This is a genomic window from Pseudomonas canadensis (assembly GCF_030980095.1).
GTDB classification, from domain to species: domain Bacteria; phylum Pseudomonadota; class Gammaproteobacteria; order Pseudomonadales; family Pseudomonadaceae; genus Aquipseudomonas; species Aquipseudomonas canadensis.
Map to the genome: position 1 here is coordinate 5539346 of NZ_CP133298.1, position 12505 is coordinate 5551850.

Here is a 12505-nt window from a genome sequence, read left to right on the forward strand (position 1 = left end):
TACATTTGGAATGCGGTTGAATGTGGGAGCGGGCTTGCTCGCGAAGGCGGTTTAACGGGCGACAACAGGCTACGGCTTTAACACTACATCCTGCTCCAACACCAACTGCTGCTCCCCCGCATCCAGCCGTACCAACGCACCCATCGGCAGCGTCAGGTTCGGATCGCAATGCCCACTGCGCCAGCCGGACAGCACCGGAATGCGCAACGGTTCGAAGGTCTGCTTGAGCAGGCGCTCCAGCGCGGCACTGTCCACACCCGCCACATCCCCGACCAGCACACCGGCCACCTGCGCCAGCTTGCCCGCCAGGCGCAGGTGCGTCAGCAGTCGGTCAATGCGGTAGATCGGCTCGTTGACGTCTTCGATCAGCAGGATGATGCCTTCGGCGTCGATCTCAAAAGGCGTGCCCATGACTGCCGCGATCATCGACAGGTTGCCACCCAGCAGACGCCCGCAGGCGATACCCGGTTCAATAGTGGTTAGCGGGTAGGCTGCGGGGTGCGCCAGTACGCTGCCAGCACCCAACTGGCCACGAAGCATGCTGAACAATGAAGACTCGGTAGGTGGCTGCTTGTCACCCAACAGGTCGGCGTTGAGCATCGGACCGTGGAAGGTCACGAAACCGGCGTAGCGACTGATGGCCAGGTGCAACGCGGTGATGTCGCTGTAGCCTACGAATGGCTTGGGGTTGGCGCGCAGCAGGCCGAAGTCCAGACTATCGAGCAGGCGTGGCGTGCCGTAGCCGCCGCGCAGGCAGAAGATGGCGTCGATGTCAGGGTTGGCAAAGGCGTTGTGCAGGTCGTTGAGGCGGGTTTTATCGCTGCCGGCGAGGTAGCCGTCGCGTTCATAGACGCCGGGGAAGATTCGCAGCTCGTAGCCGCGAGTGCGCATCCACTGGCCGGCTTTTTCGACGTCCAGGGTGGCGGGGCCGGCGGGGGCGATCAAGGCGACGGTGCCTTCGCTGCGAAGGGCAGGTACTGCAGCGGTCAGTTGAGTCATCCATGGTTCTCATCAGTTGATGGGGCCGCTTCGCAGCCCAGCGCGGAGCAAGCCCGCTCACCACAGCAAGCCCCTCCCACATTGGGGCTGCGGCGCGACTTAAGAAACCAGGCTTGCCTTGACCAGCTTGGCCTGCTCGTCCGCGTGGTACGAGGAACGTACCAGCGGGCCCGACGCCACGTTCTTGAAGCCCATCTTGTAACCTTCCTCGGCGAACCAGGCGAAGGTGTCCGGGTGCACGAAACGCTGCACCGGCAAGTGGCTGCGGGACGGTTGCAGGTACTGGCCCAGGGTCAGCATGTCGATGTCGTGTTCGCGCATGCGCTTCATGACTTCGATGACTTCTTCGTCAGTCTCGCCCAGGCCCAGCATCAGGCCGGATTTGGTCGGGATGTGCGGCATCATCTGCTTGAATTTCTGCAGCAGGGTCAGCGACCACTGGTAGTCCGAACCCGGACGCGCAGCCTTGTACAGGCGCGGCACGGTCTCCAGGTTGTGGTTGAACACATCCGGCGGCTCGGCGGCGGTGATTTCCAGCGCCACGTCCATGCGGCCACGGTAGTCCGGGACCAGGGTTTCGAGCATCACGTTTGGCGACAGTTTGCGGATTTCGCGGATGCAGTCGGCAAAGTGCTGGGCACCGCCGTCGCGCAGGTCGTCGCGGTCTACCGAGGTGATCACCACGTACTTGAGGCGCAGGTCGGCGATGGCGATGGCCAGGCTTTCCGGCTCGTTGACGTCCAATGGCTTCGGACGGCCGTGGCCGACGTCGCAGAACGGGCAACGACGGGTGCAGATGTCACCCATGATCATGAAGGTGGCGGTGCCGCCGGAGAAGCATTCGCCCAGGTTCGGGCAGGACGCTTCTTCGCACACGCTGTGCAGCTTGTGTTTGCGCAGCAGGGCCTTGATACGGTCGACTTCCGGCGAAACCGGGATGCGCACGCGGATCCAGTCAGGTTTCTTCGGCAGTTCGGTGGTCGGAATGATCTTCACCGGGATGCGTGCAACCTTCTCGGCGCCGCGCAGCTTGACGCCGGCTTCCACCTTGGCACGCGGGGCCGGGGCCGGACGGTCGGTAACGTCCACCGTCGGGATCATGGTTTGCACTGCATCAGTAGTCATAATCAGTCGATTCCGCCCGTAAGGGTCGTCTGCTCAGCATAGTCGAGGTGTTTGACGAGCTGCGCACGCAGCCGGGCACTCACCTCGGCAAATTTAATCGGTGAAGCATGGTCACTCAGTTGCGTCATCGCCAACCCGGCGTAGCCACACGGGTTGATCCGCCGGAACGGGGCCAGGTCCATGTCCACATTCAGGGCCAGGCCATGAAAGGAACAGCCGTGGCGAATCCGCAGCCCCAGCGAGGCGATTTTCGCGCCGTCGACATACACACCCGGTGCATCGGGCTTGGCCGCGGCGGTCACGCCGTAACTGGCCAAAAGCTCGATCAGGCATGTCTCCATGCGGCTGACCAAGTCGCGTACGCCAAACCCCAGCTTGCGCACATCCAGCAACAGGTATGCGACAAGTTGACCCGGGCCATGGTAAGTCACTTGGCCACCTCGGTCGACCTGCACCACCGGAATATCACCCGGCAGCAACAGATGCTCGGCCTTGCCGGCCTGGCCCTGGGTGAAGACCGGCGGGTGTTCCACCAGCCAGATTTCATCGGGGGCCGAGGTGCCGCGTTCATTGGTGAACCGCTGCATGGCGTGCCAGACGGGCTCGTAGTCCATCCGGCCGAGCTCGCGAAAGCCCAGGACTTGAGACATCACAGCACCATGTGCACGAAGCCGGTGGCCCGCAGTTCGCTGTTGATGTTGTAGAGCTGGTCTTGATCGGTCGCAACGATGTGCAACTGGATCGTGGTGTATTTGCCGGTTGAGCTTGAGCGTTCATCCACGCGCTGATCGTTGATCGTTGCGTGTTTGCGCACGATCTCGAGGATTAGGTCTTTACGGCCGACACCGGTATCGCTGATCACCTTGATGGGATAGTCCACCACCGGAAATTCGATCTTTGGCGCCTTTACTTCTTTATCGGTCATGGCAGAACGGCCTCGTAAGCGGTAAGCCGTGGCGACGGCAAAGCCCCGCGTCGGATCAACGCGGGGCTTTGCAGGTGCACACAATCAGTTGAACAAGCCGTAGAAGAATAGACGGATGCTATCCCACACGCGGCGGAAGATACCACCTTCGTCGACGGCGTCCAGTGCGATCAGGTCGGCGCTGTGCACCACCTTGTCGTCCAGTTTCACTTCGACCTTGCCAATCACGTCACCCTTGGCGATTGGAGCAACCAATTGCGGGTTCATGGTCATGCTGGCAGCGAGCTTTTTCAGCTGGCCTTTGGGCATGGTCAGGGTCAGGTCTTCAGCCAGGCCGGCCTTGACTTGGGAGGTTGCGCCTTTCCACACCGGCGCGGTCGCCAGTTCAGCACCCTTCTGGTAGAAGGTCTGGGTTTCGAAGAAGCGGAAACCGTAGGTCAGCAGTTTCTGCGTTTCGGCCGCACGGGCCTGCTCGCTGTTGGTGCCGAAGACCACGGCGATCAGGCGTTGGCCATCACGTACGGCGGACGACACCATGCAGTAGCCGGCTTCGTCGGTGTGGCCGGTTTTCAGGCCATCGACGGTCTTGTCACGCCACAGCAACAGGTTGCGGTTAGGCTGCTTGATGTTGTTCCAGAAGAACTCTTTCTGGGAGTAGATCGCGTAGTGCACCGGGTCGACACGGATGATCGCGCGCGCCAGGATCGCCATGTCGTGAGCCGACGAGTAGTGCTCTGGGTTCGGCAGACCGGTCGGGTTCATGAAGTGGCTGTTGGTCATGCCCAGGTCGGCCACGGTTTTGTTCATCATGTCGGCGAATGCGTCTTCGCTACCGGCGATGTGCTCGGCCAGGGCGACGCTGGCGTCGTTACCCGACTGAATGATGATGCCGTGCAGCAGGTCGCTCACGGTGACTTGCGAGCCGACCTTGATGAACATCCGCGAACCGCCGGTGCGCCAGGCGTTTTCGCTGACAGTAACCGGGTCGTTCTCGCCGATCTGGCCGCGACGGATTTCCAGGGTCGCGATGTAGGCAGTCATCAGTTTGGTCAGGCTGGCCGGCGGCAGGCGCTGGTCACCGTTGCTCTCGACCAGCACGTTGCCACTGGCGGCATCCATGAGGACCCAGGACTTGGCGGCCAGTTGCGGGGAAGCCGGCACCATTTCAACGGCCCAGGCGGCCGGGGTGATGATCAGCGAAAGAAGCAGGCACGTGCGTTTGGCTAAGGTGGTGATGTTCATCCGTCTCTCGAAATTGCTTATGGAAACTTGCCCTCGCGGGCAAAACTTATTCAGACAGCCCGTTGCCAGACTGTCGCGTGTTCGGTTGCCCGCTCACCCCTTGCCCCTGGGTTTTTATTGTCTAACGAGCCAACAACCAGGGTTCGAGCCCGCGCACGAGCCTGAACCATCAATTCTCTATTATTCGGCAGTGACGACGCTGGGTTGCCCCAGGTTGGCCATGCGCACGCTGTTCTGAACGTGTGCCACTTCGCTCGGCGAGCCGATCGGGCCCATGCGTACACGGTGCAAGGTTTGCTGGTTACGCACGATGGAACTAATGAACACCGGCGCGTTGACCATGCCACTGAGCTTGGACCTTAACAGTTCTGCCGCATCCGGGTTGGCGAAAGCGCCGACCTGCAGGTATTGCCCGCCAGCCATGGACGCACCAGGCGCCGCATGGGGCACGACCACCGTATCAGGCGCGTGCTGTGCCGGCGGCGGTGTCCATTGCTCGATCTTGCCGGTGGAAGCAGTCACTTGCGGCTGTTGGGTTTGCGGCTCATTGAGCATCAGCGGTGCCGGCTTGCCACGCTGGGCCCAGTACTGCGCCGGGTCGATGCCTTCGACCTTCACGCGCGCAGTGCCGGTTTCGGCGTAACCGAGTTTCTTTGCGGCGGCGTAGGACAAGTCGATGATGCGGTCCGAGTAGAATGGGCCACGGTCGTTCACGCGCAGGATCACTGTGCGATTGTTGTCCAGGTTGGTCACGCGCACATAGCTGGGCAGCGGCAAGGTCTTGTGCGCCGCGCTCATGCCGTACAGGTCATACACTTCGCCGTTGGCGGTGTTCTGGCCATGGAACTTGGTGCCGTACCAGGACGCCGTACCCGATTGCACGTAGGTCTTGGACTCCTGCAACGGGAAGTAGCTTTTGCCCAGCACGGTGTAGGGGTTGGCCTTGTACGGACCGGTGTGCAGGGTCGGCGTAGCATCCGGGATCTTCGACACGTCGACGTCCCACCACGGCGCGCCGTCTTTGTGCGCGCGGTTGATATCCAGACCCGGCTGGGAACGGACAACCGCGCCCCCGGACTTCGGCGCCGGGCCACGGCTGGTGGAGCAACTGACGACCAGCAGGGACAACGCGGCGAACGCCACCAGCTTGAGCGGTTGATTGAACGGCGATGCCCGCATTACTTGTTGCCCCGTGCTTGGACCAGCATGTCTGACAGCTGATGCACGGCCATGGCGTACATCACACTGCGGTTATAACGCGTGATTGCGTAGAAATTCTTCAGGCCCATCCAGTATTCCGGGCCGTTTTCGCCTTCAAGGCGGAACGCCGTGACCGGCATATCATCCGGCAGCGCATTCTGACTCGACCAGCCCAGCGCCCGCAACTCCCCGACCGTCTTGGCCGGCTCGATGCCCTGGGTCAGGCCTTCATCGGCGCGGTCACCGGTGACATCGGCGCGGATCACCACCGGCTCGCCGGCTACCCAGCCGTGGCGCTTGAAGTAGCTGGCCACGCTGCCGATGGCATCGTCGGGGTTGCTCCAGATGTTGATATGCCCGTCGCCGTCAAAATCCACCGCATAGGCGCGGAAGCTGCTCGGCATGAACTGCGGCAAGCCCATCGCACCGGCGTAGGAGCCTTTGAGTGTCAGCGGGTCGACCTGTTCTTCACGGGCCAGCAGCAGGAATTCGCGCAGTTCCTTGCGGAAGAAGTCAGCGCGCGGCGGGTAATCGAAGCCCAGGGTCGACAAGGCGTCGATCACCCGGTAGCTGCCGGTATTGCGCCCGTAGAAGGTTTCGATGCCAATGATCGAGACAATCACCTGGGCCGGTACACCGTACTCCTGCTCGGCGCGGGCCAGTACGGCCTCGTGCTGGCGCCAGAAATCCACACCCCGCGCCACACGGGCGTCCGTCAGGAACATCGGGCGGTATTCCTTCCACTGCTTCACACGTTCGGCAGGGCGGGAGATGGCGTCGAGGATCGCCTGCTTTTTCTGGGCTTCGCGGAACACGCCCATCAGTTGTTCACCGGCGAAACCATAGTCGCGGGTCATTTCACCGACAAACTCGGCGACCTGGGGTGAACCATCGTAGTCACCGGCCTGCGCCTCTTGCGTTGCGCCCAGCAGGCCAATCAGGCCCATCCAGGACGCGTGCCGAGTCGCCCAGCCGCGCATTACTTGCATTGACATCTTCACCTTATTCAAACCTGCGCGATCCATTTGCGATGCGTATGAATCGACATCAAAACCCCAAACGCTGACAGCAATGTCACCAGCGAAGTTCCGCCGTAGCTAATGAACGGCAACGGCACCCCAACCACCGGCAACAGGCCACTGACCATACCGATGTTGACGAAAACGTAAACAAAAAAAGTCATGGTCAAGGCACCGGCCAGCAATTTGCCGAACAGTGTCTGCGCCTGGGCGGTGATCACCAGGCCGCGACCAATCAACAGCAAATAGATCAGCAACAGCGCGCAAATGCCCACCAGGCCGAACTCTTCGCCCATTACTGCAATGATGAAGTCGGTATGGCTTTCCGGCAAAAAGTCCAAATGCGACTGGGTACCCAGTAACCAACCCTTACCAAATACTCCACCGGAGCCGATGGCGGCCTTCGACTGGATGATGTTCCAGCCGGTGCCCAGCGGGTCGCTTTCCGGGTCGAGAAAGGTGAGGATCCGCTGCTTCTGGTAGTCGTGCATAAAGAAGAACCACATGGCGATGGCCACGGGTACGGCGGCGGCCAGTACGCTGAGGATCCAGCGCCAGCGCAATCCGCCCATGAACAGCACGAACGCACCGCCCGCCAGGATCAGCAGCGAGGTGCCGAGGTCGGGCTGGCGCACGATCAGGATGAAGGGTACGCCGATCAGGATCAGGCTGATCCCCACGTGCTTGAGCTGCGGCGGCAAGGTGCGCTTGGACAGGTACCAGGCGATGGTCGCCGGCATCAGGATCTTCATGAATTCCGACGGTTGGAAGCGAATCACCCCCGGAATGTTGATCCAGCGGGTCGCGCCCATGGCGTTGTGGCCCATTACGTCCACCACCACCAAAAGCAACACGCCTGCCACATAGCCGAGTGGCACCCAACGGGCCATGAAGCGCGGCTCAAGCTGAGCGATTACCACCATCGACAACAAGCCCAGGCCGAACGACGAGGCCTGCTTGATCAGCAGGTCCCAGTTCTTGCCGCTGGCCGAATACAGGACAAACAGGCTGCCCGCCGCGAGGGTCAGCAGCAGGATCAGCAACGGGCCATCAATGTGCATGCGCTGCAGCAACGTCGCACGGCGACGCATCACATCCTCACTGGAGAGGATGCGGTCAAAATTACTCTTCACGGGCCGTAACCTCGGTGCTTGAAGGGGGGCCGCCATATTCGGGCTTGAGCCTGCCGTCGTCGGCCAACAGCCAGGCGTCCATCACTTGACGCACCACGGGCGCCGCGACGCCGGAGCCGGACTCGCCGTTCTCGACCATCACCGCTACCACGATTTTCGGGTCGTCCGCCGGGGCGAAGCCGACAAACAAGGCGTGGTCTCGGTGGCGTTCCTGAACCTTGGTGCGGTCGTATTTCTCGCCCTGCTTGATCGCCACGACCTGGGCCGTACCGCTCTTGCCGGCGATGCGGTATTGAGCGCCAATCGCGGCCTTGCGCGCAGTACCACGGGCGCCGTGCATCACTTGCTGCATGCCATGGTTGACCTTGGTCCAGTCGGACGGGTCGCGCAGCACGATGTCCGGGATCGGGTTTTCGTCCAAAGGCTTCTCGCCCTCGATGGTCTTGGCCAGGTGTGGACGGTTCCAGATGCCTTTGTTGGCTACCAGTGCCGTGGCCTGGGCCAATTGCAGCGGCGTGGCTTGCATATAACCCTGGCCGATACCGAGAATCAGGGTTTCACCCGGGAACCACGCCTGGCGGCGGGTTGCGCGCTTCCATTCGCGCGACGGCATCAGGCCAGGTGACTCTTCGAACATGTCCAGGGAGACTTTCTGACCGAGGCCGAATTTGCCCATGTAGGCAGAGAGGCGGTCGATCCCCAGCTTGTGCGCCAGGTCGTAAAAATAGGTGTCGTTGGAGCGCATGATCGCGGTGTCCAAGTCGACATAGCCGTCACCGGTGCGGTTCCAGTTACGGTATTTATGATCGTAGTTGGGCAGCATGTAGTAGCCGGGGTCATAGACTCGACTGGAGGCCGTCACCACACCCGCGTCCAACCCCGCAATCGCCACCGCCGGCTTGATCGTCGATCCCGGCGGATACAGGCCGCGAAGCACGCGGTTGAACAGTGGCCGGTCGATGGAATCGCGCAATTCGGCGTAGGCCTTGAAGCTGATGCCGGTCACGAACAGGTTGGGGTCAAAGCTCGGCTGACTGACCATCGCCAGCACTTCGCCCGTCTTCGGGTCCAGGGCAACCACCGCGCCACGACGACCACCCAGGGCCATTTCGGCAGCTTCCTGCAGTTTGATGTCCAGGCTCAGCACGATGTCTTTGCCCGGCACCGGGTCGGTACGCTTGAGCACCCGTAGCACGCGGCCACGGGCGTTGGTCTCGACTTCTTCGTAACCCACCTGGCCGTGCAACTCCGGCTCGTAGAAACGCTCGATGCCGGTCTTGCCGATATGGTGGGTGCCGCTGTAATTGACCGGATCGAGGGTCTTCAGCTCTTTCTCGTTGATCCGCCCCATGTAGCCGACAGAGTGGGCAAAGTGCGGCCCTTGCGGGTAATGCCGCACCAACTGCGCCACCACTTCCACACCCGGTAGACGGAACTGGTTCACCGCGATCCGCGCGATCTGTTCTTCGGTCAGCTCGAACAGGATGGGCACCGGCTCGAACGGCCGGCGCCCCTGTTTCATGCGTTTTTCGAAGATCACCCGGTCTTCCGGCGTCAGCTGCAGCACCTCGACGATCACATCGAGGATCTGCTGCCAGTCGCCGGACCGCTCGCGGGTCATGCTCAGGCTGAAGCTGGGCCGGTTATCCGCCACCACCACGCCATTGCGGTCGAAAATCAGCCCACGGGTTGGCGGAATCGGTTGCACATGCACCCGGTTGTTTTCCGACAAGGTGGAGTGATAGTCGTACTGGATCACCTGCAGGTAATACAGGCGCGCGATCAGCACGCCCAACAACGCCACCACCATGATTGCGCCAAACACCACGCGAGCGCGTACAAGACGTGCGTCTTTCTCGTGGTCCTTGATGCGGATCGGCTGGGTCATCGGGAGAGGCGCAGATTATTTGTGGTAAGGGTGCCCGGACAGAACTGTCCAGGCGCGATACAGCTGTTCACCGATCAGAATCCGTACCAACGGGTGCGGCAACGTCAGCGCCGACAACGACCAACGCTGATCTGCTCGCGCACAGACTTCCGGCGCCAGCCCTTCGGGGCCGCCGACCATGAAGTTGACGGTACGCGAATCCAGGCGCCAGCGATCCAGTTCCACCGCCAACTGCTCGGTGCTCCAGGGTTTGCCGTGCACTTCAAGGGTGACGATGCGCTCGTTGGGGCCGACCTTGGCCAACATGGCTTCGCCTTCCTGACGGATAAAGCGCGCCACATCGGCATTCTTGCCCCGGGTGTTAAGCGGTATTTCCACCAGCTCAAGCGACAGCTCAGCGGGCAGACGCTTGGCATACTCGTGCCAGCCTTCTTCCACCCACTTGGGCATGCGTGAACCGACAGCGATCAGACGCAGGCGCACAGCCGTTCCTTATTCCTGGTCTTTGTTCAGCTTGTCGAAGTGCGCGTGGCCCACTTCCGGGCTGTGGTGCTTGCCATCGGCGGCACGGCTCTGCTCGGCGCCTTTCCACAGACGCTCCAGGTCGTAGAACTGGCGGGCGTTGGAGGTCATCATGTGAACGATCACGTCGTCCATGTCCAGCAGCACCCAGTCGCTGTCGCCCTTGCCTTCTTCACCCAATGGCTTCACGCCCTGGGCTTTGACGGCTTCGCGGACCTTGTCCAGCATCGCGCCGATCTGGCGGTTCGAGGTACCGGTGGCGATGATCATGTAGTCGGTGATGCTCTGCTTGTCGCGCACGTCAAGCACCTGGATGTCCTGGGCTTTAACGTCTTCCAGGGCGGCCACGGCGACTTTTACCAGCTCTTCGCCGGCCAGCTCAGGGCCGGTGTGGGCTTCTACTGGCAACGGAGCGCTTTTGAAGGTGCCTTTGCGCTTAACTTTGCTTACGTCTTTGTTCGTCATATAAAACTCGTTTTGCTCGTATGTTCGGGCGCTCGCTGCACATTGATTCGTGCGTTCAAGTGCGCCTTTTCAGTTCGACGCACGGTAAAGCCCGTGCGCATCGATGTAGGCCAGGACCGCGTCAGGCACCAGGAAACGTACCGACTTACCGCTGGCCAGCAGTTGACGGATCTGGGTGGCGGACACCGCAAGCGGGGTCTGCCAGACGAATGCAATATTCCCGTTCGGCCCGGTCAGGGCCAAGGGGTCACTTACCGACCGCGCGGCCAGCAGGTTGCGCAAGGCATCCGGCGGTTCGCTGTCGGCATCCGGGCGTTGCAAAACCAGGATGTGGCAATGCTGGAGGAGTTCCTCCCAGCGATGCCAAGAGGGCAGGCCGCAAAATGCGTCCCAGCCCAAAAGCAGAAACAACTGGTCATCCACGGCCAACTCGGCGCGCATCAGTTCCAGGGTGTCAACAGTGTAGGACGGTTTGTCGCGCTTGAGCTCGCGGTCGTCCACCACCAACGGCGATATGCCCTGCACCGCCAGGCGCACCATTTCCAGGCGCTGCTGCGGTGACACCTGCGGCGTATCGCGATGGGGCGGCCGAGCGTTGGGCATCACACGCAACTCGTCCAGCGCAAGGGCATCCGCGACTTCCAGGGCACTGCGCAAATGGCCGATGTGCACGGGGTCGAAAGTACCGCCGAGCAGCCCGATGCGTTTACCCATCAAGTGCGCACATGACCGTCGCCGAACACCACGTACTTCTCGCTGGTCAGGCCTTCCAGACCAACCGGGCCGCGTGCGTGCAGCTTGTCGGTGGAGATACCGATTTCCGCCCCAAGGCCGTACTCGAAGCCGTCGGCAAAACGCGTCGAGGCGTTGATCATCACCGAAGCGGAATCCACTTCGTTGAGGAAACGCCGGGCATCGCTGAAATGCTCGGAAACAATGGCGTCAGTGTGCTTGGAGCCGTAGGTGTTGATGTGTTCGATGGCTTCGTCCAGGTCGTCGACCAGCTTGATCGACAGGATCGGCGCCGTGTATTCGGTGTACCAGTCCAGCTCGGTCGCCTCAATTACGTCCGCGCCCAACAGCGCACGGGTGCGCTCACAACCGCGCAGCTCAACACCTTTGTCACGGTAGATGGCAGCCAGCGGCGGCAGCACGCGCTCGGCAATGCCGACGTGCACCAGCAGGGTTTCCATGGTGTTGCATGGGGCGTAGCGGTGGGTCTTGGCGTTGTCGGCGATGCGGATCGCCTTGTCAATGTCGGCGGCGATGTCGATGTAGACATGGCACACGCCATCCAGGTGCTTGATCACCGGCACCTTGGCGTCGCGACTGACGCGTTCGATCAGGCTCTTGCCACCGCGTGGCACGATCACGTCGACGAATTCCGGCATGGTGATCAGCGCGCCCACGGCGGCGCGGTCGGTGGTTTCTACCACCTGCACCACTTCGGCGGGCAACTCGGCCACGGCCAGGCCCTGCTGGATGCACGCGGCGATGGCACGGTTGGAATTGATCGCCTCGGAACCGCCACGCAGGATGGTGGCATTGCCAGACTTGAGGCACAGGCTCGCGGCGTCGATGGTCACGTTCGGGCGCGACTCGTAAATGATGCCGATCACGCCCAGGGGCACGCGCATCTTGCCGACCTGGATGCCGGACGGCAGGTAACGCATATCGCGGATTTCACCGATGGGGTCAGGCAGCTTGGCTACCTGACGCAGGCCTTCGATCATGTCGTCGATACGTGCCGGGGTCAGCGCCAGGCGGTCCAGCAGGGCCGGTTCCAGGCCATTGGCGCGGCCGTTGGCCAGGTCTTGCTCGTTGGCGGCGGTGAGCTCGGAGCGCGAAGCATCCAGAGCGTCGGCGGCGGCCAGCAGGGCGCGGTTCTTCTGCGCGGTGCTCGCACGGGCGATCAACCGCGAGGCCTGACGGGCAGCGCGACCCAGGCGGGTCATGTAGTCAAGAACGGACTCAGTCATGGTCAGGG

Annotated in this window: 13 protein-coding genes; all 13 read right to left on the reverse strand. The window is 61.9% G+C overall.

Annotation, left to right across the window (positions count from 1 at the left end; genetic code table 11):
* Positions 1 to 69: 69 nt before the first annotated feature.
* The 13 genes from RB216_RS25735 to RB216_RS25795 all read right to left on the reverse strand — a co-directional run bounded on the left by RB216_RS25735 (position 70) and on the right by RB216_RS25795 (position 12497).
* Positions 70 to 990 carry a S66 peptidase family protein gene (locus tag RB216_RS25735; protein WP_308908902.1) on the reverse strand — a complete coding sequence of 307 codons (921 nt, stop codon included), beginning with the start codon at positions 988 to 990 and terminating at the stop codon, positions 70 to 72.
* A 108-nt stretch (positions 991 to 1098) separates the two neighbouring features.
* On the reverse strand, positions 1099 to 2100 hold the full coding sequence (lipA, locus tag RB216_RS25740) for a lipoyl synthase (RefSeq protein ID WP_017735632.1): 1002 nt from the start codon (positions 2098 to 2100) through the stop codon (positions 1099 to 1101).
* A 26-nt stretch (positions 2101 to 2126) separates the two neighbouring features.
* A complete protein-coding gene (lipB, locus tag RB216_RS25745; protein WP_028618071.1) occupies positions 2127 to 2774 on the reverse strand; it encodes a lipoyl(octanoyl) transferase LipB in 648 nt (215 codons plus the stop codon).
* Positions 2774 to 3049 carry a DUF493 domain-containing protein gene (locus tag RB216_RS25750; RefSeq protein ID WP_015886061.1) on the reverse strand — a complete coding sequence of 92 codons (276 nt, stop codon included), beginning with the start codon at positions 3047 to 3049 and terminating at the stop codon, positions 2774 to 2776. Before RB216_RS25750 ends, lipB begins: the two co-directional genes overlap by 1 nt.
* 84 nt (positions 3050 to 3133) lie before the next feature.
* Positions 3134 to 4291, reverse strand: coding sequence for a D-alanyl-D-alanine carboxypeptidase family protein (locus RB216_RS25755; protein WP_027605239.1), 1158 nt, complete (start codon positions 4289 to 4291; stop codon positions 3134 to 3136).
* Between the two features lie 180 nt (positions 4292 to 4471).
* Entirely contained in the window at positions 4472 to 5470 is a 999-nt protein-coding gene (locus RB216_RS25760) for a septal ring lytic transglycosylase RlpA family protein (protein WP_028618072.1), read from the reverse strand.
* Entirely contained in the window at positions 5470 to 6480 is a 1011-nt protein-coding gene (gene mltB, locus RB216_RS25765; RefSeq protein ID WP_010206788.1) for a lytic murein transglycosylase B, read from the reverse strand. The genes RB216_RS25760 and mltB overlap by 1 nt, the downstream gene beginning before the upstream one ends.
* Before the next feature lie 17 nt (positions 6481 to 6497).
* Positions 6498 to 7601, reverse strand: coding sequence for a rod shape-determining protein RodA (gene rodA, locus RB216_RS25770; protein ID WP_050587903.1), 1104 nt, complete (start codon positions 7599 to 7601; stop codon positions 6498 to 6500).
* A gap of 31 nt (positions 7602 to 7632) precedes the next feature.
* Positions 7633 to 9531 carry a penicillin-binding protein 2 gene (gene mrdA / locus RB216_RS25775; protein ID WP_028618074.1) on the reverse strand — a complete coding sequence of 633 codons (1899 nt, stop codon included), beginning with the start codon at positions 9529 to 9531 and terminating at the stop codon, positions 7633 to 7635.
* Positions 9532 to 9546: 15 nt separating this feature from the next.
* Entirely contained in the window at positions 9547 to 10014 is a 468-nt protein-coding gene (gene rlmH / locus RB216_RS25780; RefSeq protein ID WP_003176297.1) for a 23S rRNA (pseudouridine(1915)-N(3))-methyltransferase RlmH, read from the reverse strand.
* Between the two features lie 9 nt (positions 10015 to 10023).
* The gene (gene rsfS / locus RB216_RS25785) at positions 10024 to 10518 is read right to left on the reverse strand and encodes a ribosome silencing factor (protein ID WP_010206793.1); all 495 of its coding nucleotides are present in this window, start codon (positions 10516 to 10518) and stop codon (positions 10024 to 10026) included.
* A gap of 69 nt (positions 10519 to 10587) precedes the next feature.
* Entirely contained in the window at positions 10588 to 11232 is a 645-nt protein-coding gene (gene nadD, locus RB216_RS25790) for a nicotinate-nucleotide adenylyltransferase (protein WP_122683563.1), read from the reverse strand.
* Positions 11232 to 12497, reverse strand: a complete 1266-nt coding sequence (locus RB216_RS25795; protein WP_016978581.1) for a glutamate-5-semialdehyde dehydrogenase — start codon at positions 12495 to 12497, stop codon at positions 11232 to 11234. The genes nadD and RB216_RS25795 overlap by 1 nt, the downstream gene beginning before the upstream one ends.
* Positions 12498 to 12505: the final 8 nt, after the last annotated feature.